Source organism: Nitrobacter sp. CN101, assembly GCF_055390255.1.
Genome location: NZ_AP038833.1, coordinates 1279263 through 1301449 on the forward strand (window position 1 = coordinate 1279263; position 22187 = coordinate 1301449).

General features: G+C 62.3%; 20 protein-coding genes. 16 read left to right on the top strand and 4 right to left on the bottom strand.

The annotated features are described in order from the left end of the window. The gene (locus ACZ5IL_RS06210) at window positions 1-732 is read left to right on the top strand and encodes a ribonuclease HII (protein WP_464595800.1); all 732 of its coding nucleotides are present in this window, start codon (window positions 1-3) and stop codon (window positions 730-732) included. Between the two features lie 119 nt (window positions 733-851). Continuing rightward, the gene (locus tag ACZ5IL_RS06215) at window positions 852-2357 is read left to right on the top strand and encodes a glycosyltransferase family 39 protein (RefSeq protein ID WP_464595802.1); all 1506 of its coding nucleotides are present in this window, start codon (window positions 852-854) and stop codon (window positions 2355-2357) included. A gap of 9 nt (window positions 2358-2366) precedes the next feature. Here the strand turns inward: ACZ5IL_RS06215 and ACZ5IL_RS06220 are convergent, their stop codons facing one another. Beyond that, on the bottom strand, window positions 2367-3221 hold the full coding sequence (locus tag ACZ5IL_RS06220) for a uracil-DNA glycosylase (RefSeq protein ID WP_464595804.1): 855 nt from the start codon (window positions 3219-3221) through the stop codon (window positions 2367-2369). A 152-nt stretch (window positions 3222-3373) separates the two neighbouring features. Between ACZ5IL_RS06220 and ACZ5IL_RS06225 the strand changes: the two genes are divergently transcribed. From ACZ5IL_RS06225 to ACZ5IL_RS06235, 3 genes are all read left to right on the top strand, one after another. Continuing rightward, entirely contained in the window at window positions 3374-5035 is a 1662-nt protein-coding gene (locus ACZ5IL_RS06225) for an electron transfer flavoprotein-ubiquinone oxidoreductase (RefSeq protein ID WP_464595805.1), read from the top strand. A gap of 329 nt (window positions 5036-5364) precedes the next feature. Further along, on the top strand, window positions 5365-7146 hold the full coding sequence (locus ACZ5IL_RS06230) for a tetratricopeptide repeat protein (RefSeq protein WP_464595806.1): 1782 nt from the start codon (window positions 5365-5367) through the stop codon (window positions 7144-7146). Window positions 7147-7291: 145 nt separating this feature from the next. Beyond that, window positions 7292-8218 (top strand): 4-(cytidine 5'-diphospho)-2-C-methyl-D-erythritol kinase, encoded by a 927-nt coding sequence (locus ACZ5IL_RS06235; RefSeq protein WP_464596847.1) that lies wholly within the window; start codon window positions 7292-7294, stop codon window positions 8216-8218. A 55-nt stretch (window positions 8219-8273) separates the two neighbouring features. Here ACZ5IL_RS06235 and ACZ5IL_RS06240 read toward each other — a convergent pair whose 3' ends face one another. Next, on the bottom strand, window positions 8274-9284 hold the full coding sequence (locus ACZ5IL_RS06240) for a polyprenyl synthetase family protein (RefSeq protein WP_464595808.1): 1011 nt from the start codon (window positions 9282-9284) through the stop codon (window positions 8274-8276). Between the two features lie 151 nt (window positions 9285-9435). On the opposite strand from ACZ5IL_RS06240, the gene ACZ5IL_RS06245 reads away from it, so the two are divergent. The 6 genes from ACZ5IL_RS06245 (at window position 9436) to glyS (ending at window position 15286) form a co-directional block, all read left to right on the top strand. After that, entirely contained in the window at window positions 9436-9675 is a 240-nt protein-coding gene (locus tag ACZ5IL_RS06245; RefSeq protein WP_464596848.1) for a putative signal transducing protein, read from the top strand. Next, window positions 9656-10429 (top strand): tRNA1(Val) (adenine(37)-N6)-methyltransferase, encoded by a 774-nt coding sequence (locus ACZ5IL_RS06250; RefSeq protein WP_464595809.1) that lies wholly within the window; start codon window positions 9656-9658, stop codon window positions 10427-10429. Before ACZ5IL_RS06245 ends, ACZ5IL_RS06250 begins: the two co-directional genes overlap by 20 nt. Window positions 10430-10608: 179 nt before the next feature. Beyond that, on the top strand, window positions 10609-11487 hold the full coding sequence (locus ACZ5IL_RS06255) for a S49 family peptidase (protein ID WP_464595810.1): 879 nt from the start codon (window positions 10609-10611) through the stop codon (window positions 11485-11487). Between the two features lie 120 nt (window positions 11488-11607). Continuing rightward, entirely contained in the window at window positions 11608-11793 is a 186-nt protein-coding gene (locus ACZ5IL_RS06260; protein WP_425906122.1) for a hypothetical protein, read from the top strand. A gap of 145 nt (window positions 11794-11938) precedes the next feature. Next, on the top strand, window positions 11939-12883 hold the full coding sequence (locus tag ACZ5IL_RS06265; protein WP_464595812.1) for a glycine--tRNA ligase subunit alpha: 945 nt from the start codon (window positions 11939-11941) through the stop codon (window positions 12881-12883). A 3-nt stretch (window positions 12884-12886) separates the two neighbouring features. Next, the gene (glyS, locus tag ACZ5IL_RS06270) at window positions 12887-15286 is read left to right on the top strand and encodes a glycine--tRNA ligase subunit beta (RefSeq protein WP_464595814.1); all 2400 of its coding nucleotides are present in this window, start codon (window positions 12887-12889) and stop codon (window positions 15284-15286) included. Between the two features lie 102 nt (window positions 15287-15388). Here glyS and ACZ5IL_RS06275 read toward each other — a convergent pair whose 3' ends face one another. Beyond that, window positions 15389-15766: a DUF1236 domain-containing protein gene (locus tag ACZ5IL_RS06275; RefSeq protein WP_464595816.1), complete on the bottom strand. Its 378-nt coding sequence runs from the start codon at window positions 15764-15766 to the stop codon at window positions 15389-15391. A 238-nt stretch (window positions 15767-16004) separates the two neighbouring features. On the opposite strand from ACZ5IL_RS06275, the gene ACZ5IL_RS06280 reads away from it, so the two are divergent. Together ACZ5IL_RS06280 and ACZ5IL_RS06285 are read left to right on the top strand one after the other, a co-directional pair. Then, window positions 16005-16160 (top strand): DUF3096 domain-containing protein, encoded by a 156-nt coding sequence (locus ACZ5IL_RS06280; RefSeq protein ID WP_079447701.1) that lies wholly within the window; start codon window positions 16005-16007, stop codon window positions 16158-16160. Between the two features lie 363 nt (window positions 16161-16523). Then, entirely contained in the window at window positions 16524-17198 is a 675-nt protein-coding gene (locus ACZ5IL_RS06285; protein ID WP_464595817.1) for a TetR/AcrR family transcriptional regulator, read from the top strand. A gap of 18 nt (window positions 17199-17216) precedes the next feature. Here the strand turns inward: ACZ5IL_RS06285 and ACZ5IL_RS06290 are convergent, their stop codons facing one another. After that, window positions 17217-17618, bottom strand: a complete 402-nt coding sequence (locus tag ACZ5IL_RS06290; RefSeq protein WP_464595819.1) for a c-type cytochrome — start codon at window positions 17616-17618, stop codon at window positions 17217-17219. A 340-nt stretch (window positions 17619-17958) separates the two neighbouring features. Between ACZ5IL_RS06290 and ACZ5IL_RS06295 the strand changes: the two genes are divergently transcribed. From ACZ5IL_RS06295 to glcF, 3 genes are all read left to right on the top strand, one after another. Beyond that, the gene (locus tag ACZ5IL_RS06295; RefSeq protein WP_464595820.1) at window positions 17959-19452 is read left to right on the top strand and encodes an FAD-linked oxidase C-terminal domain-containing protein; all 1494 of its coding nucleotides are present in this window, start codon (window positions 17959-17961) and stop codon (window positions 19450-19452) included. Window positions 19453-19627: 175 nt separating this feature from the next. Then, window positions 19628-20866 (top strand): FAD-binding protein, encoded by a 1239-nt coding sequence (locus ACZ5IL_RS06300; RefSeq protein ID WP_464595822.1) that lies wholly within the window; start codon window positions 19628-19630, stop codon window positions 20864-20866. After that, a complete protein-coding gene (gene glcF, locus ACZ5IL_RS06305; RefSeq protein WP_464595823.1) occupies window positions 20866-22179 on the top strand; it encodes a glycolate oxidase subunit GlcF in 1314 nt (437 codons plus the stop codon). The genes ACZ5IL_RS06300 and glcF overlap by 1 nt, the downstream gene beginning before the upstream one ends. Window positions 22180-22187: the final 8 nt, after the last annotated feature.

Below are 22187 nucleotides of genomic sequence, written 5' to 3' on the forward strand. Positions count from 1 at the left end.
ATGATTCGGGGTCGATCCAGGGACAATTTGGGGAAATCGCCGGCCGTCGCGCAACCGAGCTTCCGGCGCGAGCGTGAGCTGATGCAGCGTGGCGTTTGGCCGGTCGCGGGTTGCGACGAGGTCGGGCGCGGGCCATTGGCAGGACCGGTGGTTGCCGCCGCGGTCGTGCTGGATCCGAAGCGTATTCCCAAAGGCATCGACGATTCCAAGCGACTGACCGCTGCGCGCCGCGAGGAGTTGTTCGAGGAAATTGTGGCGACCGCATCTTTCGGAGTGGCCTGCGCGCCGATCGCGCGGATCGACCGCGACAATATCCTGCGCGCGTCGCTGTGGGCGCTCGCACGCGCGGTCCATGCGCTGCCGGACACGCCGAAGCACGTGTTCGTCGACGGTCGCGACAGAATCGAGATCGCTTGCGAGTGCGAGCCGGTGATCGGTGGCGACGGGCTCGTGCTGTCGATTGCCGCCGCCTCGATCGTTGCCAAGGTCACGCGCGACCGGCTGATGTGCAAGCTAGCGCAGGACTGCCCCGGCTACGGCTTCGAGACACATAAGGGTTACGCGGTCCCCGGGCATCTCGAGGCGCTTGGCCGTCTCGGGCCAAGCCCTCATCATCGCAGCTTCTTTGCGCCGGTTGTTGCGGCGCGCGAACGTCACCGCGTGTCGCCCACCGGGGAAAGCGTCTCCGCGAGCGAAAAGTCGACCCGAGGAGCGGTCGAGGCGGCAATCTGACCTGGTAGATATGACCTGGCAGGCTGGTTGCTTCGCCAGTTCATGCGCCGTATCACTCGCAGCCGTCTTACTCCCGCGCACTTCGGAACTCCGCAAGACCCGCCGTCATCAGGTCCTTCATGCGCTTCACATCGCTGGTTGTCGAACTGATCCGCGCCAGACCGCTTTTGGTCTTCTGGATCGTGGTGCTGTTTCAGGCAGCGATGTGGCTGCTGGTGCCTTTGCTGCTGTATCCGGCTCCGCCAGGAGACCTTGCGACCGCGCTGGCGTTTGGCCGGGAATATCGGGTCGGAACGGATCTCGGGCCGCCTCTCGCGTTCTGGCTCGCGGACATCGCCTATCGCGCAGCCGGCAACCACATTTTCGGCGTCTATCTGCTGTCGCAGCTTTGCTTCATCGTTGCATTCCGGGTTCTGTTCGAACTGGCCCGGACTATCGTCGGCAGCCAGCAGGCTGTTCTGGCGGTTTTGCTGACCTTGACGGTCACCGCGTACGGGGCGCCCGGCCTGACGTTCGGCCCGTCGGTGCTCGCTTTGCCGTTGTGGTCGCTGCTGCTGCTGCATGGCTGGCGGATCGTCGGGCAGGGCCGCAATGCATGGTTCGCGCTATCGATCGAAGCCGGTCTGCTGCTGCTGACCACGCCGGCCGCCGCCGGGTTGTTGCTGGCCCTCACCCTGTTCGCCTTGGCGACGGAGCGTGGCCGAAATGCCCTGGGTTCGGTCGATCCGCTGTTTGCGTTGCTGGTGATCGCGGTGCTCGCGTTGCCTTACCTGATCTGGCTGGTGCGCGCGGACGTACTCGGCGCGCCGCCTTGGCCCGATATTTTCGAACTGCATTTGCGGCTGTTGCGCTGGAGCGAACTGCTCCTCGCGCTCGTGTTCGCGACGGCTGGCCTTTTGCTGCTGATTGTCCTCAATTCCAGTTTCGTCAATCGGAAGCCTGAGGACGCGCCGGTGATCGTGCGGCCGCCAGTGGATCCGTTGGCGCAGACATTCGTCTATGTCTTCGCCCTCGCGCCGGCCCTCGGCGGAAGTCTGGTGGGGGCTCTGTTCGGGGTCGATTACGTCATCGGAGGCGCACCGATTGCGCTGTCGATGTCCGGCCTGGCGGTCGTCCTGCTTTCCGGCGATCTCATCCATCTACGCCGCCTGCGTGTGCTTCGCGTGGCGTGGCTCGCCACGGTCGTGGCTCCGGCGCTGGCTGTGATTGCGACTGTCATGGTTCAGCCGTGGTTCGCCAACACCGAGGTTGCGACATCTATCCCGGCATCTGCCATCAGCGCTTTCTTTGGCGAGAATTTCGAGCGTCGCACCAATCGCCCGCTGCCGGCAGTCGCGGGCGATCCGCTGCTTGCGGCCCTCGTCGCGCTCGGTCCCTCGCGACCCCATCTCCTGCTCGATGCGAGTCCCGAGCGCACGCCATGGATAACGCTGGCAAAGTTCAACGAACTCGGGGGGGTCGTGGTCTGGCGCGCGTCCGACACCGCGGGTACACCGCCCGAAGCCATTGCCAAGCGGTTTCCGGGCATTGTGCCGGAGATTCCGCGCACGTTTGGGCGTCTCGTCAACGGTCGGCTGCCTTTATTGCGGATCGGTTGGGCCATCGTCCGGCCGAAAGCGCTGTGACGCCTTCCCTCAGGTGGATGCCGATTGCTCCAGCGTCTTATCTTCCAGTGCCTTGGCGATGGCGCGTAAGTCTAGCCACGCCATCCGCTTATAGGATGGGGAGCGCAGGAGGTACGCCGGATGGAACGTCGCCATCGCACGGATCGTTCGCGTGCCGGTGTCGTAGTCGAACCATTTGCCGCGGGTCTTCATGATCCCCTCACGGGTCTGCAGCAGCGTCTGCGTCGAGGGATTGCCGAGGGTCACCAGAACGTCAGGGTTCACCAGTTCGACCTGGCGTCGGATGAACGGCAGGCAAATCTGAGTTTCCTGCGGCGTCGGCGTCCGGTTGCCGGGCGGGCGCCATGGAATGACGTTGGCGATGTAGACGTCGCTGCGCTTGAGGCCGATCGCCCCTATCATCCGGTTGAGAAGTTGCCCTGAGCGGCCGACGAACGGCAGGCCCTCGATGTCCTCGTCACGTCCCGGCGCCTCGCCGACGAACATCAGCCGCGCCTGCGGGTTGCCGTCGGCGAAGACCAGCCGCGAAGCGGTGAATTTCAGCGCGCAGCCCTCGAAGCTCTCGAGCAGGGCCCGCAGGGCCTCGAGTGAGGGGGCGGTACGGGCGGCCTCGCGCGCGGATTCGATCGCAATGTCTGGCGGCGGGGCAATTCCGGCGCGAGATGCTGCCGTGGCGGTCTGGCGAGGCGGCTGCCGTGCCGCGACGGGAGCGGTTCCGGCCTCAGCTGCGGCCGGCCGGTCGGGGGGTGTCAGATCGGGCGTGGAGAGGCGGTCGATCGGCTCATCCCCCAGCGCACAGTCGACCCCCGCTTCGAGATAGAAGGTCAGGAGTTCCCGCACAGTGATCGCTTGATCTGATGTCATGTGGGATCCACGATTTGCCGGACACTAACCTGCAAGGGGGTCTGCGTGGAACGCAGGACAGGTGCTTCCTGGTTGTTCTCGAGTAAAAAATCGGAAACAACAAGCCGCAGAAGCATTACAAACGCGAAGGTCGCCGGTTGCGGAAGCAGAACATGAGCAGCGACGAATTGCCACCGCGCGAGTCGATGGATTTCGATGTCGTTATCGTCGGCGCGGGACCATCTGGCCTGTCGGCGGCGATCCGGCTCAAGCAGTTCGATTCCGATCTGAGTATCGTCATCGTTGAAAAAGGGTCGGAGGTCGGCGCCCATATCCTGTCCGGCGCGGTAATCGATCCTGCCGGGCTCGACAAGCTGGTGCCGGACTGGCGCAGCGATCCCGATTGCCCCCTCAAAACGCAGGTCAAAGACGACCGGTTTTACTGGATGACGCGGAGTGGCGCGATCCGGATTCCCGGCTTCCTCATGCCGCCGCTGATGAACAATCATCACTGCTACATCGGCTCGCTCGGCAACGTCTGCCGCTGGCTTGCGCGGAAAGCGGAAGCGCTCGGTATCGAAATCTATCCCGGCTTCGCGGCAACGGAAGTGCTCTACAACGACGATGGCGCGGTGCGCGGCATTGCGACCGGCGACATGGGCGTCGCGCGGGACGGCTCGCGAAAGAGTTCCTACACACGCGGCATGGAACTGCTCGGCAAATATACGCTGTTCGCGGAAGGCGCCCGGGGCAGCTTGTCGAAGCAGTTGATCGCGAGATTTGCTCTCGACAAGACCAGTGAACCGCCAGAATTCGGCATCGGCTTCAAGGAGGTCTGGCAGGTCGACCCCGCCCGGCACCGCAACGGGCTGATCCAGCATTCGTTCGGTTGGCCGCTGAACAATTCCACCGGCGGCGGCTCGTTTCTCTATCACTATGACGACGATCGCGTCGCCGTCGGTTTCGTGGTTCACCTCAACTATGACGATCCGTACCTGTCACCGTTCGATGAGTTCCAGCAGTTCAAGACCCATCCCGCGATCCGGAGCGTGTTCGAAGGCGGCAAACGGCTCGCCTACGGTGCGCGCGCCATCACCGAGGGCGGCTACCAGTCGGTGCCGCGCCTAACCTTCCCGGGCGGCGCGCTGATCGGCTGCGCGGCGGGATTCGTTAACGTTCCGCGCATCAAGGGCGTTCACAACGCAATGGGCAGCGGAATGCTGGCCGCGGAGCACGTCGCTGCGGCGCTCGGCAGCGGGCGCGCCAACGACGAGATCGCCGAGTACGAGAATGCCTGGCGCGGTTCCGCGGTCGGCAGGGATCTGTTCAAGGTCCGTAACGTCAAGCCGCTATGGTCGAAGTTCGGCACCCTCGCCGGGGTGGCGTTGGGTGGCCTTGACATGTGGACCAACACTTTGTTCGGTTTCTCGTTGTTGGGAACTTGGCCGCACGCAAAGCCGGACGGTCAGACGCTCGACCCAGCCAGATCCCATGTGCGGATCGTTTATCCGAAGCCGGACGGCAAACTGACCTTCGACAAACTTTCGTCGGTGTTCCTCTCCAACACCAATCACGAGGAGGATCAGCCGGTTCATTTGAAGGTCGCCGATATGACCCTGCAGAAGACCTCGGAACACGACGTGTATGCCGGTCCGTCGAACCGTTATTGTCCTGCCGGCGTTTATGAATGGGTGGAGGAAGGCTCGACCGTGCGTTATCAGATCAACGCGCAGAACTGCGTCCACTGCAAGACCTGTGATGTGAAAGACCCAAATGGCAACATCACCTGGGTGCCGCCCGAAGGGGGCGGTGGACCCAACTACGAGGCGATGTGAATCTGCGGGCGCCTGCGATTATGAGCGCGGCCCTGATAACGCCATACTTGGCGATGCAAGCGGTTGGGTCGCCGCCGATCCTTGCCGCGGGAGGTCAAACGCGGCATTGTCGCGCGGCTGGTTGAGAGGTCGGTGGTGAATACCCAAGACAACAAATGTCAATCCGGCCCCGATCCGGGCTTGCGAGCGTTCCTTGATTTCGCATTTGCAAAGACACTCGCTGAAACGCGGCGCGAATGTTAGAAGCGGATCATGCAATGGTGCCGGCCGGGTTGCATATTGAAAACCCTGATGGTCGTGCCGTGAAATCTGGAGCTACGCGAATCCCGATGTTGTCCAATCGTTTCAATCGCCTGGCGATGATTGTCGTTGCTACGACATTGTTGGCTCCGTCCGGTCCGGTGGCGGCTCAGACGCCGGACCATCCGACCGAAACCGCGCAATTTCCGAGTGCCAAGGATCTGCGCACCATGACGACGTCGGGCAGCTATCTCGCTGCGCGCCATGCCAGCGTTGAGCGCGACGCCATGTCTGCGGCGACGTTCTATCGTTCGGCGTTGCGTACCGATCCGAAAAACAACGAGCTTCTGGATCGAGCGTTCATTTCGTCGCTGGCCGAAGGCGATATCGCCATCGCCGTGAAGCTGGCCGACCGCATTCTCGCTATCGATAAATCCAACCGGGTCGCGCGGCTGGTTGTCGGCGTCCATAATCTGAAGTTGAAGAAGTACGCGGTCGCCCAAAAAAATATCAAACAGTCCATCCGTGGACCGATCACCGATCTCGTGGCGACGCTGCTGGCGGGCTGGGCCGACTATGGCGCGGACGACACTAAACAGGCCGTCGCCAACATTGACGCGCTGACCGGTCCGGAATGGTACCCGATCTTCAAGGATCTGCATTCGGGGATGTTGCTCGATCTTGCGGGCCGGAACAAAGAAGCCGGCGCTCGTCTTGAGCGCGCTTACAAACTCGACGATTCGGCGCTTCGCGTGGCCGATGCCTATGCGCGGTGGCTGTCACGCAACAAGGACGGCGCTGCGGCGTTGGCCGTGTATGAGGCGTTCGACAAAAAACTGGCGCGGCATCCGTTGATTCAGGAAGGCATCAAAGAGATCAAGGCCGGCAAGAAGCTGCCGCAACTTGTTAGCTCGCCGCAAACCGGCGCCGCCGAAGCCCTTTACGGCATTGGCGCGTCCCTGACCCGGCGCGGCGGCGAGGACCTGGCTCTGGTCTATTTGCAGCTCGCACTTTATCTCTCGCCCGATCATTCGATGGCGCTGTTGTCACTCGCCGATCTCTATGAATCAGTGAAGAAGCCGGAGATGGCGATCGGCGTCTATCAGCGTGTACCGGTCGATTCCCCGCTGAAGCGCAATGCCCAGATTCAACTTGCTACCAACCTCGATGCCGTTGATCGCAGCGACGAGGCGATCAAAATTCTCAGGGGTGTCATCGAGCAGGACTCGAGCGACCTGGAAGCCATCATGGCGCTCGGCAACGTCGAGCGAGGCCGCAAGAAGTTTGCCGATTGCGCAAAGACCTACGGCAAAGGCATCGACGTCATCGCCGAGACCAAGGGCAAGCCGAACTGGGTTTACTACTATTTCCGCGGTATCTGCGAAGAACGGTCAAAGAACTGGGACAAGGCGGAAGCCGACATGAAGAAGGCGCTTGAGATTCAGCCCGAGCAGCCACATGTGCTGAATTATCTCGGTTACTCCTGGATCGACCGTGGCCTCAATCTCGATGAAGCCATGAAGATGATCAAGCACGCCGTCGATCAGCGGCCGGACGACGGCTATATCGTCGACAGCCTCGGCTGGGCCTATTACCGCATCGGTAATTACGAGGAGGCGGTCAAGACGCTGGAGCGCGCCATCAACCTCAAGCCCGAGGATCCGACGGTGAACGATCACCTTGGCGACGCTTACTGGCGCGTCGGCCGGACGCTGGAAGCAAAATTTCAGTGGGCGCACGCGCGCGACCTGAAGCCGGAAGCCGAAGAGTTGCCGAAAATCGAGGCGAAGATCGAAAAAGGCTTGCCGGCGGACGAAACTCCGTCAGCCGCCTCGGCGGACAAAAAGAAGGATGACGGCAAGGGTGGGTAAGAAGGGCGGCTGATGGCACCGGCGCATTCCAGCCGTCGTGGCGGCGTCGCTTGCTAAATTTACACCTCCGTCGCGAACCACGCCCGCCTAACGCAATCGCAAAAATCATTTGATTCATGCGCCGTTTTTGGATTTGACATCCGCTATGATCGTCACCGGCGCTACGGATCTGGAAACGGCCACACCGGCGCTGAGCGAGACGGCGCGCGCCAAGGTCAATCTGACGCTGCGGGTCGTGGGCCGGCGCGCTGATGGTTTTCACGATCTCGAAAGCGTGGTGGCATTTGCCGACTGCGTCGATCGTCTCACTCTGACAGAGGGCGCGAATCTATCGCTGGTTGCTGGCGGCCCGCGGGCGCAGGAGTGCGGCCAGACAGCCGATAATCTCATTCTCAAGGCGGCGCGGCTATTCAGCGAACGGGTTGCAAATCTGAAGGCAGGCGCCTTCGCGCTGGACAAGCATTTGCCAGTCGCAGCCGGCATTGGCGGCGGATCAGCTGATGCGGCGGCGGCGTTGCGGCTTCTGGCGAGGGTCAACGGCATTGCGATGGGCGATCCGCGATTGCTGGAGACGGCGCGACTGACCGGCGCCGACGTGCCGGTTTGTGTCCGCTCGGCAAGCTGCGTCATGACGGGCGTCGGCGAATCGTTGCTGCCGCTGGATCTACCGGCGATGCCCGCTGTCCTGGTCAACCCTCGCGTTCCCGTCGCCACAAAGGAGGTCTTCGCCGCACTCGGCCTTCGCAAAGGTGAACTGAATGTCGGCGTCAACGATGTGATCGAGGCTATCGTGTGGCCAAAGGCCGGTGCTCCCATGGACGATTGGCTCACCATGCTGTCGGACGGCACCAATGATCTCGAAGCACCGGCGATCCGCATTCAGCCGGTGATCGGTGAGGTGCTGGCGAGGTTGCGGGCAACCGGCGCGCGGCTGTCACGGATGTCGGGCTCGGGCGCGACGTGCTTTGCGATCTTCAGCGACGAGGCGGATGCGCATCACGCCGCGCAGACGATCCGGCTCGATCGCCCGCAATGGTGGGTTCATGTGGGGATGTTGGGCGGAGGCTCGTGACGGAGCTTGACGGTTCTCATTCTGCGGCACGGGCGGACATCATCGCTCCGGATCGTCAGTGCGACCGTGCCAGGCAGAATGCGACGACTTGTTCCAGCGCGCTCTTCATCGGCGATGGCGGAAACAGCGCTAGCGCATCGACCGCCATCGCGCCGTAGTGCTGAGCACGGTTGAGGGTATCCTCCAGCGCGCGATGCTTGGTCATCAGCCCAATGGCGTAATTGAGGTCGTTGTCGCCGATCTTGCCTTCCTCGAGCGCCCGCACCCAGAATTCGCGCTCGACATCGTTGCCGCGTCGGAACGCCAGCACGACCGGCAAGGTGATCTTGCCTTCGCGGAAATCGTCGCCGACATTCTTGCCGAGCTTCGCTGACTTTCCTCCGTAATCAAGCACGTCATCGACAAGCTGGAAGGCGATCCCGAGGTTCATGCCGAAACTGGCGGCGGCCGTTTCCTCGGCCTTTGGACGGCCGCCGAGCACCGGACCGACCTCGCAGGCGGCGGCGAATAGCTCGGCTGTCTTGCCGCGAATGACCGCGAGGTATTCGTCCTCCGTTGTGGCGGTGTTCTTCGCCGCCGCAAGCTGCATGACTTCGCCCTCGGCGATGGTGGCCGCCGCCGAAGACAGGATGTCGAGCGCGCGTAGCGAGCCGACCTCGACCATCATTCGGAACGCCTGCCCAAGCAGAAAGTCGCCGACGAGAACGCTGGCCTCGTTGCCCCACACCATGCGGGCCGAGAGCTTGCCGCGGCGCAGCTCGCTTTCGTCGACCACGTCGTCGTGCAGCAGTGTTGCGGTGTGCATGAATTCCACCGAAGCCGCGAGCTTGATGTGACCTTCACCGGAATAACCGGCGAGATTGGCCATCGCCAGCGTCAGCATCGGGCGCAGCCGCTTGCCGCCGGACGAGATCAGGTGGGTGGCGACATCGGGGATCATCGTGACTTCGGACCCGGTCCGCGACAGGATGGTGGCGTTGACGCGCTCCATGTCGGTGGCGACGAGTTCGACGAGTTGGTCAATGGAGCCTGTCGAGTGACTTTCGAAGGGGACGATGACCGCCAAGCATGGATCTCCGGTTTGCGAAATTCGTCTCATTTCTATCGCTGCACCATAGAAAGTGCCGGTCGGCCCGGCAAGCGCAGGTAGTGGTTGACATGGAGGTGTTGACATGGGCCACAGGGGAGTGAAGCTGGTTACGCCGGAGAACGTGACGTTGCAGGAATTGGTTCGAACCAACGATCTGGTGTTGGTGTCGGCGATCGGCGCGTTGCTGGACGGTGCCGGGATTTTTCACCTGGTGCTGGATCAGAACATGAGCGTGATCGAGGGGTCGCTCGGGGTGCTGCCCCGCCGCATTCTGGTGAATGAGGATGACAATCGCGCGGCGCGACAGCTTCTCACCGAGGCCGGGCTTGCTCACGAGTTACGCCCCGATGACCGACAGTCGATCTGAAGTCGGAGAGGATGCGTTTCTCGGCGGACGGCTGCGGTTGTATCAGCCTTCGTCCGGCCATCGCGCCGGCCACGACGCCATGCTGCTCGCCGCCGCCACGCCGGGCAGGCCCGGCGATCGTATCGTCGATTTCGGAGCGGGCGTGGGCGCTGCCGGGCTCGCGGTGGCGACGCGGATCGACAACGTCGATCTGGTGCTGGTTGAGCGTGACGAAATCCTTGCCGTTCTGGCGCGCCGAAACGCGGTTCTCAACAGCCTCGCGGCGCGGGTGTGCATCCTCGATATCACAGCGGAGGCGGAGACGTTTGCAGGTGTCGGTCTTGGTCCCGACACCGCCGACGTGGTATTGATGAATCCTCCCTTCAACGATGGCGTACGGCACCGGCCGTCGCCGGACCAGGGTCGTCGCGCGGCACATGTCGCGGAACCATCGGGTCTGGGCATCTGGACTCACGCCGCGCGGCGCATGCTGAAATCCGGAGGCGTGCTCAGCCTGATCTGGCGCAGCGACGGTCTGGCCGAGGTGCTTAGCGCGCTCGATCGCGGCTTCGGGGATATCGCGATCCGGCCCGTGCATCCGGACCCCCGCAAACCGGCGATCCGGGTTCTGGTTCGCGCAGTCAAGGGGAGCCGGGCGCCGCTCAGACTTTGCCCGGATTTGATGCTCAGCGATGAGATGGGCCGTCCCACCAAAGAGGTTCAAGATGCTCTCGTGGGCGGTCAGGCTCTTGCCCCCACGGGGGCGCTCCGGTGAAGCGGCTGTGCTGAAGGCGCAGTGTCCCTCCGCCCGTCCATTGCAGAGGAGCGCTGGCTGCCTCGCGGACCTGACGCGAATTGTCGCAAGAAGGCTACCGGTGAGTGCCTCGGGTAGATAGATGCTATCTTCATCTTAATCAGGCGATTGGATGATGACGAATTGCCGAGGGAAACGCCATGAGCGGACGGATAAAAGCAGCGCTGATAAAACTGGTTCCCAAGCGATGGCAGCGCGGGGCGGTGGTGCCGGTGGTGCGGTTGTCCGGCGTGATCGGCGCGGTCACGCCGCTCAAGCCTGGCATGACGCTCGCCGGCGTCGCCAAAACGCTGGAGCGGGCGTTTGCGGTGGACAACGCCAAAGCGGTGGCGCTGGTGGTCAATTCGCCGGGCGGTTCGCCGGTTCAGTCGCGCCAGATTTACCTGCGTATCCGGCAGCTCGCGCAGGAGAAAGAGCTTCCGGTGCTGGTCTTCGTCGAGGACGTCGCCGCCTCGGGCGGTTACATGATCGCCTGTGCGGGGGACGAGATTTTTTGCGATCCCTCTTCGATCCTGGGCTCGATCGGCGTGGTCGGCAGCAGCTTCGGCTTCACCGAACTGATCAGGAAAATCGGGGTCGAGCGAAGGCTATATACGGCAGGCGAACACAAGGCGACGCTCGATCCCTTTCTTCCGGAAAACCCCGACGATGTGGGGCGGCTGAAGGCGATCCAGCGTGAGATCCACGCGACCTTCATCGAACTGGTGAAGGCAAGCCGCAGGGAGCGGCTGAAGGGAACGGACGACCTTTTGTTCACTGGAGAATACTGGGCCGGCGAGCGATCGGTTGCGCTCGGCCTTGCGGACGCGGTCGGCGATCTCCGCTCGACGCTGCGGGATCGGTTCGGCGATAAGGTCAGCACGCCGCTGATAGCGCCTTCGACCGGTCTGCTATCGGGGCTGTTTGGCCGCAAGGCGGGAGCTGGAACGACGACCTCGTTTGATGGCATCGCGGGACTGCCGGACGGGCTGATTTCCGCCCTCGAGACCCGGGCAATCTGGGCCAGGTTCGGATTTTAGGCCGCCGGAGGGCTGCCGAGCTCCGGTGTCATCAATTTGAAAACATCGATTGCGGGAACGATCAGGTTGCGCAAGAATATGGGCAATTGGGGGCCGACAACGAAGGAAGAGGATCGACCGATGCCGCCGCTGATTGCACTTGCAGCTACTCTGGGTGGACTAGTCGTGGTCCGCTGGTTCTACAACACCGCCAAGCGGGTCAATCAGGAGCTCGAGGAAGCACGGATGGCTCGCGTGGCCGAGCCCGTGCGCCGCGATATCCCGACGCTGCGGCGCGATCACACTGGCGCCTACCGGCCTGACTAGGATTGTGCGACTCGCCTTGAGGTCGCCGGACTCGGGCAGATCCCGTTAACCCTTAGCGGTAAGCGCTCGTCGTCGCCTTGATTTGAGGAACGCGCGCCGATACGGTCGCGTCGCGTCGACCCATTTCGCGAATTCCCAAAAGACGATGGATTCCTTGCCCCCGCATATGCGCCCGGAACGCTCGTTCCAGGGCCTGATCCTGACCTTGCAACGCTATTGGGCGGACCACGGTTGCGTCATCCTGCAGCCCTACGACATGGAAGTGGGGGCGGGCACCTTTCATCCGGCGACCACCCTTCGCGCGCTGGGTCCGAAGCGCTGGAACGCGGCCTATGTGCAGCCATCGCGCCGCCCCAAGGACGGCCGCTACGGCGAGAATCCCAACCGCCTGCAGCACTATTACCAGTTCCAGGTCATCCTAAAACCGTCGCCGTCTGACATCCAGGACCTCTACCTGAAATCGCTGGCCGCGATCGGCGTCGACAGCGCGCTGCACGACATTCGCTTTGTCGAGGACGACTGGGAAAGCCCGACGCTGGGGGCGTGGGGGCTCGGCTGGGAGTGCTGGTGCGACGGCATGGAAGTCAGCCAGTTCACCTATTTCCAGCAGGTGGCCGGCGTCGAATGCGCGCCGGTTGCGGGCGAACTCACCTACGGGCTTGAACGGCTGGCGATGTACGTGCAGGGCGTCGACCGCGTCTACGATCTCAATTTCAATGGCCGCGAGGGCGCGGAGAAAGTCACTTACGGCGACGTATTCCTTCAGGCCGAGCAGGAATATTCGCGGCACAATTTCGAGCATTCCGATGCCGAGATGTTGTTCAAGCAATTCTCGATGGCGGAAGAGGCTTGCAAGAAATATCTCGACGCGGGCTGGCAGGATGATCCAAAGCAGCCTGGCAAGCGCGAGGCGCATCTGATGGCGCTGCCCGCCTATGACCAGTGCATCAAGGCGAGCCACGTCTTCAATCTGCTCGACGCGCGCGGCGTGATCTCGGTGACCGAGCGGCAAAGCTATATCCTGCGCGTACGCGAACTGGCGAAAGCCTGCGGCGAAGCGTGGCTCCATACTGATGCGGGCGGTGTCTGAGCGATGCCCGATCTTCTGCTCGAAATTTTCTCCGAGGAAATCCCTGCGCGCATGCAGGCGAAGGCGGCGGACGATCTGCGCAGGATGGTCACCGACAAGCTCGTGGCCGAGGGCCTCGTCTATGAGGGTGCGAAAGCCTTCGTCACGCCGCGCCGCCTCGCGCTCACCGTGCACGGCATTCCGGCGCACCAGCCCGATCTCAAGGACGAGCGCAAGGGACCGAAGGTCGGCGCGCCCGACGCCGCTGTGCAGGGATTTCTAAAAGCCGCCGGTTTGAAATCGCTGGAGGAAGCCAAAATCCAGCGCGATCCGAAGAAGGGCGATTTCTACGTCGCGCTGATCGAGAAGCCGGGACGGCCTGCGATCGATGTGCTGGCGGAATTCCTTCCCGTGATCGTGCGCACCTTCCCGTGGCCGAAGCAGATGCGCTGGGGCGAGCGTTCGGCGAAGCCGGGCGCTCTGACGTGGGTGCGGCCGCTGCATTCCATCGTCGCGACCTTCGGCATGGAGACCGAAGAGCCCGACATTGTGCGCTTCGACGTCGCCGGCATCGAATCTGGACAGACCACGCGCGGTCACAGATTCATGGCACCGGGCGAATTCAGCGTGCGCCGCTTCGACGATTACGAAGCGAAGCTGCATGATGCGAAGGTCGTGCTCGATCCGCAGCGCCGCAAGGACATTATCCTCGCCGACGCGAAAGAACTGGCGTTCGCGCAAGGCTATGAGCTGGTCGAGGATCAGGTGCTGCTTGATGAGGTGTCCGGCCTCGTCGAATGGCCTGTGGTGCTGATGGGCTCCTTCGATAAGGAATTTCTGTCGATACCGGGCGAAGTGATCCGCGCCACCATCCGCAACAACCAGAAGTGCTTTGTCGTCAACGATCCCAAGACCAATAAGCTCGCCAACAAGTTCATTCTCGTCGCCAACATCGAGGCATCGGACGGCGGCAAGGCCATCGTCGCCGGCAACGAGCGCGTGATCCGCGCGCGGCTGTCGGACGCGAAGTTCTTCTACGAGACCGATCTGAAAACCAAACTCGAAGACCGGCTGCCGAAGTTCGATCAGATCGTGTTTCACGAAAAGCTCGGCACGCAGGCAGAGCGCATCGCGCGGATCGAGCGCTTGGCTGCCGAGATCGCGCCGCTGGTCGTGCCAACCGCGCAAGGCGCGGAAAAAGAAAAGCTCGTCGAGAAGGCAAAGCGCGCCGCGCGGCTGTGCAAGACCGATTTGTTGACCGAAGTCGTTGGCGAATTCCCCGAACTTCAGGGCCTGATAGGGAAATACTACGCGCTCGCGCAAAGCGAGGATGCTTCGGTCGCTGCCGCCTGCGAGGAGCACTACAAGCCGCAGGGTCCGAACGATCGCGTGCCGAGCGATCCCGTGAGCATCGCGGTGGCGCTGGCCGACAAGATCGACACGCTGGTCGGTTTCTGGGCGATCGATGAAAAGCCGACAGGCAGCAAGGACCCCTATGCGCTGAGGAGGGCAGCGCTGGGGGTGATTAGGCTGGTGCTTGAGAATCAGCTGCGGGTGAATCTCGCAGATGTGTTCTTGGAGCGCAGGATGCAAGGGCTCGATTTGGAGGAGAAGTCTGCGTTCGTGCGAATTCTGGATAGTGTCAAACATGACCATGAGGTTGCGAAGGAAGTTTTCGGGGATGTCGCTGCAATCGAAAAGTTAGCGCCTGATGAAACCGGTTTGAATTTTGACGCGTTTTTGGAGCTTGTATCCAATCCGGAGAAAAGGTTCGAAATTCCAGAGGAGTTTGCAAATAAGCTTGCATCCGCAATGGCCCAACGCAGCATGCGGATAGAGTATAAGACGGCTAAATATATTACCGACGACCTCCTCTCCTTTTTCGCCGACCGCCTAAAGGTGCAGCTCCGCGAGCAGGGCGCGCGGCACGATCTGGTCGATGCGGTGTTTGCGCTCGGCAATAGGGATACCGAAGGTAATCCCGTCTTGGAAAATGCTCAGGACGACCTCCTCATGGTCGTCCGCCGCGTCGAGGCGCTCGGAAAATTCCTCGACACCGACGACGGCAAGAACCTGCTCGCTGGCACCAAGCGCGCGTCCAACATCCTCACCATCGAGGAGAAGAAGGACAAGCGCAGCTTCGACGGTGCGCCGGATGCCTCGCTCTACAAGTTGGATGAAGAGAAGGCGCTTGCCGCGGCCATCGACGATGTGAAACGTGAGGCGAGCGCTGCTGTCGCGAACGAAGACTTCGCCGCCGCGATGTCCGCGATGGCGAAGCTGCGTCCCGCCGTCGATGCCTTCTTCGAGAAGGTGAAGGTCAACGACGACGACGCGAAGATCCGTGAGAACCGCCTCAAGCTGCTCAATGAAATTCGTGCGGCCACGCGCACGGTCGCGGATTTCTCGAAGATACAGGATTGACGCGCGGCATCCGGTCGTCACGATAAACCGAAGGCCGCGACATCGTCGTTGTCGCGCGGACCGATACCCGCGCGACGCACTTTTCGTTATCTGCTTAGCGGATTAGTCGATCACCTGCATGATGCGCCGCGTGCGCGGCTCGATCAGCACGGTTTCGCCGTTCACCACGGTGTAGCGATAAGGCGTCGCGTCGAAACGTTGCGGTACGTCGTAAAGGGTAACGCCTTCTTCGGCTAGGACGGTGCCGACGCCGATGTGTTGCGAAACCGTGTAAGAGGGCACGCGCTCGGTCACGACGTATTCGCGAAACGCGGGGCGTTGCTCGATTGTAATTCCCCCATCGGCGCTCACTTCGACCGGCTGGGTGACGACCACATCGGTCGAGGGCGCAGCGCCGATCGTGGTGCCTTGCGCATGAGCGCTGTATCCCGCGCCGAGCGCAGTTATCAGCGTGGCAAAAGCCAGAGCGGTATTCCGCATGGTAGCCTCCATTGAGGTCGGACGCGCTTTTTTTTACGCTGTCCGTTCGACGTCATGCCAATTCAATTCGCCAGCGATCGTTCCGCGCGCAAGTTTGGCATTTCGGGGGCGGGTTTGTGGCGCGGCAAAAGACGAAAGCGAGGTGAAACTCGCCGGAATCTCAGACCATGCTGTCAAGAAGCGCCAGCGGCGGATAGAGTTTCTGCGATTCGCAAACAGCATCGGTGGAGGTTTCTTAATGGTCATCACGGCAGCGCATATCCAACCTATCGTGGCGTTGGTCGCGGGCGTCTTGATCCTGCTGATGCCGCGTTTTCTCAATCTGCTCGTTGCCATCTATCTCATCTTCGTCGGCCTTTCCGGCCTTGGCGTGTTCAAGATGCTGCATTTCTAACTTCTTCGAATAACTGCCCGATCGATGGCCTTCGCGGCGGTCAGCGCGCGCAATCGTCGTCACGTCAGCGACGTTGAGGTCTGCAGGCTGCGAAGGTGAAAGGCTTTGAGGGGAGGCTGTACGGATGCCGATCGATGCGGCGCGCCACAGAGACTGCGTGCTCTCGTTATCGCCGAACAGAACCCAAAGCGATCGCGGTGCTGCCGAAAAAACCCAAGGAAGGGCTTACCGTGCAAAGCCGCTTGCCTTGCCTTCTGAATGGGTGTTCAGTTTTTCAGCGAGCATGTTCGCGGACTTCGTAGCGGTTTGAAGATGCTGATCTCGCGCCGCTCTTGATCGCGGGGCGAGGGACTTGGAACCCGCATGGTGTATCGGCGGACTCAGCAGGTCATGAAGCGTCTCGCGGCGCGCCGCCGCGCTATTCTGACGGCCGCACGGGATATGGCCAGCACTGGGGGCATGGCGGCGGTGCAGATCGCGCCGGTCGCGCTGCGTGCCGATGTCGCCGCCGGGACGGTCTATCGTTACTTTCCGTCGAAGGCCGATCTGATTTCCGAATTGATCGCGGAGATAGCGCGGGATGAACTGGCGGCAATACGCGGTGCCGCTGATGCCGCGCCGGGGCCATCCTCGGCGCTTGCGGCCGCCATCGCCACCGTCGCTGTGCATATGGTCTCACACAGGAAGCTCGCCTGGGGCATTCTGGCGGAACCGGTCGATGTAGATGTATCCGCGACCCAGTTGGCAAGCCGCCGCGAAATCGCTGGCGAGATTGAAGCGCGCATCATAGCTGCGGTGAGTGCCGGACATCTGCCGCAGCAAGATACGTCGCTCGCGGCGACCGCGCTGCTTGGCGCGCTGCATGAAGCCCTGGTGGGTCCGCTTGCGCCGGATAACTTCGATGATCAAGCGGCGTTGCGTGATGTGGTGCAGACCGCGACCTTGCTGGCGTTGCGTGCGGTTGGCGTGACGGATGCGCGCGCGCGTGGTCTTGTGGTGCAGGCGGCCCTGCCGGCAAGAATGCCGGCAGGGGAGTAAGGTGGACTGAAGTCTGCGTTACTTCGCCTTGACCTTGCCGTCCTTGTCGAACTGCGACACGTAGGCCCAGAGGTTGTCGAGTTCGCTCTGCTTGGCGATGCCGGCAAACACCATTTTGACGCCCGGTACCTTGGCCTTGGGATTCTTGATGTATTCTTCGAACTCCGCCTGGTTCCAGGTAATGCCGGAATTCTTCATGGCATCCGAATAGGCATAGCCTTCCAAGGTGCCGGCCTTGCGTCCGTCCAGGCCATTGAGTTCCGGTCCAGCCTTGTTCTTTGCGCCTTCGCCAATGGCATGACATGCCATGCACTTGTTGAAGGTGGCCTTTCCGGCCTCTGCGTCCCCCGCGGACGAGGTGCCCACGCTTGCAAGCGTCATGCCGAGAACAGTCAGTGCGGAGATGGCGAAGGTTTTCATGGAGACCTCTTGAGTCCTTGTGAGGGGCTTCAGGCTGAAGCTGATGGGGATTGGCCGCCTCCCCGGAAGGGAAGGGGTGTTGATGGCTCTGTGGCTTCGCAGATCACTAAACCTATGATTACGAGCCGCAGAATCGGAAAGATAACACCGATCTTAGAACGATTCGAGTATGATTTGGTTCCAAACGTGCTTCGTGTGCCACAGCCTGCCTACAACGCGATGGTACCATCTGCTTCGGTCCGGGTCCGAGTGGGCCTACACAACACGGACAAAATATGGTTGATTTAGAAGGTCTTGTGACGATCGGCGCAGTCTGGTCGCGACAGCGGAGCGCCTGCCGATGACCATCATGATGCCCGCCCCGGATCAGATGGTCCTCGATCGCCGCGACGCCATTGTCCGGGATTTTCGCGAAATCGTGCCGGGCGAGGGCGTCATTTCCAGCGCAGCGGAAATGTTGCCGTATGAATCGGATGCTTTGACCGCTTATCGTCAGCCGCCGATGGTGGTGGTATTGCCGGAAACCACCGAGCAGGTGTCGCGCGTTCTGAAATACTGCTTCGATCACGGCATCAAGGTGGTGCCGCGCGGCTCCGGCACCTCGCTGTCGGGTGGGGCGTTGCCGTTGGCCGACGCGGTGCTCCTCGGCCTCAGCAAGTTCAAGCGCATCCGTGAGATCGATTTCGACAACCGCGTTGTCGTCACCGAGCCCGGCGTCACCAACCTCGCGATCAGCCAAGCTGTGGCCCATGCCGGGTTCTACTACGCGCCGGATCCCTCGTCGCAGATCGCCTGCTCGATCGGCGGCAACATCGCGGAGAATTCCGGCGGTGTTCACTGCCTGAAATACGGCATGACGACCAACAACGTGCTCGGCTGCGAGCTTGTGCTGATGTCTGGCGAAGTCCTGCGCATCGGCGGCAAGACGCCCGAGCAGGCGGGTTATGACCTGATGGGTATCATCACGGGGTCCGAAGGTTTGCTCGGCGTCGTCACCGAGGTCACCGTCCGCATTCTGCGGAAGCCGGAAACCGCGCGGGCGCTGATGGTCGGATTCTCGCAGGTAGAAGCGGCGGGTGAATGCGTGGCGCGGATCATCGGCGCCGGCATCATTCCCGGCGGCATGGAGATGATGGACAGGCCGGCGATCCACGCCGCCGAAGCCTTCGTCAATGCCGGTTATCCGCTCGACGTTGAGGCGCTGCTGATTATCGAGCTAGACGGTTCTTCAATCGAGGTCGACGAACTCATCAAGCGGGTCGAGGCTATCGCGCTGAGTTGCGGATCGACAACCTGCCGGATTTCCGGTTCGGAAGCGGAGCGCGACCTGTTCTGGGCTGGCCGCAAGGCGGCGTTTCCGGCGGTTGGCCGCATCTCGCCCGACTATCTCTGCATGGACGGCACCATTCCGCGCGGCGCGCTGCCGCGGGCGCTGGCGCGCATTCGCGATCTCGGCGAGGAGTACGGCCTCGGCGTCGCCAACGTCTTCCATGCCGGCGACGGCAATCTTCATCCGCTCATCCTGTACGATGCCAACAAGCCCGGTGAGATGGACAAAGCGGAGGCGTTCGGCGCAGACATTCTGCGCTGCTGCGTCGAACTCGGCGGCGTTCTGACCGGCGAGCATGGCGTCGGCATCGAGAAGCGAGACTTGATGCCGCACATGTTCAGCGAAGTCGATCTCAACCAGCAGCAGCGGTTGAAATGCGCGTTCGACGCCCGGGGGCTTCTCAATCCAGGCAAGGTGTTTCCGACGCTGCACCGCTGCGCCGAACTCGGCCGCGTTCATGTGCACGGCGGCAAGCTGCCGTTTCCGGATCTGCCGAGATTTTGATGACAAGACGACGGTCTATCCGCATGCTCCGTCATGCCCGGCACTCAGGTCCGGCTTCGCCGGCCCGAGCACAGGCCCATTGTGCCGGGCATCCATGTTTTCCTGCGGACCAGGACGGGGATGGCTGGGAGCCCGGGCATGCCGGCCATGAAGGCTTCGCCGCATTGAGGCAGCCGTGAACATCCTGAAGATACGCGACGCCGCAGACGTTGAGGCCGCGGTGCGCACCGCCATTGCGGGCGAACAGCCGCTTGAGATCATCGGGCACGGATCGAAGCGGTCGATCGGCCATGTGATGACGACCAACGCGGTGCTCGATGTGTCGGCGCTGAACGCGGTGACGTGCTACGAGCCGAGCGAACTCATCATCACGGTGCAGGCCGGCGCACCGTTGGATGAGGTGCTGTCGCTGCTCGATTCCAAGAATCAGGAGTTTGCGTTTGAGCCGATGAATCCTGCCGTGTTGTTAGACTCCCGGTCTGGACGAGGGACCATCGGCGGCATGATTGGCGCCGGGTTAGCTGGACCGCGCCGTATCAAGGCCGGTGGCGTGCGGGACCATCTGCTCGGCGCTCACGCGGTTTCCGGCTTCGGCGACAGTTTCAAGGCCGGGGGCAGGGTGGTGAAGAACGTCACCGGCTATGATCTCTGCAAGTTGCTGGCCGGATCGTGGGGCACGCTGGCGATCATGACCGAGGTGACGCTCAAGGTGATGCCGAAGGCGGAGGCCGAGCGCACGTTGGTGTTGCGCGGGCTTGATGACCTCGCCGCCAACCGAGCAATGACGGCCGCGCTAGGTTCTCCTTACGACGTTTCGGGGGCGGCGCACGCGCCGCGCTCAGCTCTCAAGGCGGAGCGAGGCGCGCTGGCCGGTCTCGCATCCATGGGACAGGCTGCGACGCTGTTGCGGCTGGAGGGTATCGCCGCCTCCGTCGTTCATCGCGGAGCGGCGCTTGCAGTTGACCTTGCGTCCTTCGGCGCGGCCGAATTTGTTGAGAACGCTGAATCGGCGGCGCTGTGGCGCGAGATTCGGGACGTTGCGCCCTTCGCGGCGGATGGCCCACTGGGCGCTTGGCCGGTGTGGAGGATCGTCTGTCCTCCGGCATCCGGGGGAGTCTTCGGACAGACGTTGACGCGTGAGACCGGCGGCGAGGTGATCTACGACTGGGCTGGCGGATTGCTCTGGGCGACGCTGCCGCCCTCGGTCGATGCACATGCCGCATCGCTGCGTCGTCGGCTCGCTCCGCTCGGCGGGCACGCGACCCTGCTGCGGGCCGACGAGGGATTGCGCCGAGCTGTCGATGTATTTCATCCGCAGGCAAAAGGCGTCGCAGCGCTGGCCGAGCGGGTGCGGCAGAGCTTCGACCCCAAAAGCATTTTTAATCGCGGCAGGCTGACGCGGACGCCGATCTGATGAAAACCGAATTCACGCCCGCTCAACTGAGCGATTCCGATATTGCCGAGGCGGACAAGATCCTCCGTAAGTGCGTCCATTGCGGATTCTGCACGGCGACGTGCCCGACTTATGTGTTGCTCGGCGACGAACTCGATAGCCCGCGCGGCCGGATTTACCTGATCAAGCAGATGCTCGAAAAGAACGAGCCACCAACGGTTGAGGTCGTCAAACACATCGATCGCTGTCTATCGTGTCTTGCCTGTATGACGACCTGCCCCTCCGGGGTCAATTACATGCACCTGGTGGATCAGGCGCGTGTCAAAATCGAGAAGGAGTATGCGCGCCCGGTTTCCGAACGGCTGCTTCGAGCTGTTCTCGCTTTCGTGCTGCCGCGGCCGAGAATCTTTCGGGCCAGCATGACCCTTGCGCGCTTCGGACGGCCATTCGCAGCCCTGCTGCCGGGCTCGAAGGGGGGCGTGACGCCGACGTTGCTGCACAGGATCAAGGCGATGCTGGCGCTCGCGCCCGCGTCGCTGCCCTCTCCCGGAGCGGCTGCGGGAAGTGTGTTTCCAGCGACGGGTATGAGGCGTGGCCGCGTCGCTCTGCTGCAAGGCTGCGCCCAGCAGGTGCTGGCGCCGCGCATCAACGAGGCCGCGATCCGCCTGTTAACCCGTCACGGCGTCGAGGTGGTGCTGGTGGCGGACGAGCAGTGTTGTGGCGCGCTGACACATCACATGGGCGACGATCGGGACGCCCTGGCGCGTGCGCGGGCCAACATCAGAGCCTGGACCCGCGAAGCGGAACGGGATGGTCTCGATGCCATCCTGGTCACGACCTCTGGCTGCGGTACAGTCATCAAGGATTACGGTTACCTGCTGCGGGAGGACCGCGACTTCGCCGGGCCTGCCGCGAAGGTTTCAGGCTTGGCCAAGGATATCACGGAGTATGTCGCCAGCCTCGACCTGCCGCCGCCGCCGAGCCGCAGCGAGCTTGTCATCGCCTATCACTCCGCCTGTTCGCTTCAGCATGGCCAGAAAATCACGCAGCTTCCGAAAGATTTGCTTTTCAAGAATGGATTCATAGTGAAAGATATACCCGAGGGTCATTTGTGTTGCGGTTCGGCGGGGACATACAACATTCTCCAGCCTGACATTGCGGGCCGACTGCGCGACCGAAAGGTCGCCAACATCGCAAGCGTCAAGCCGGACATGATTGCTGCCGGAAACATCGGGTGCATGATTCAGATTGCCGGCGGAACGTCGGTCCCTGTTGTTCACACGATTGAACTTCTCGATTGGGCGACGGGCGGCCCCCGGCCAGGACTGAATTGATCGGCGGC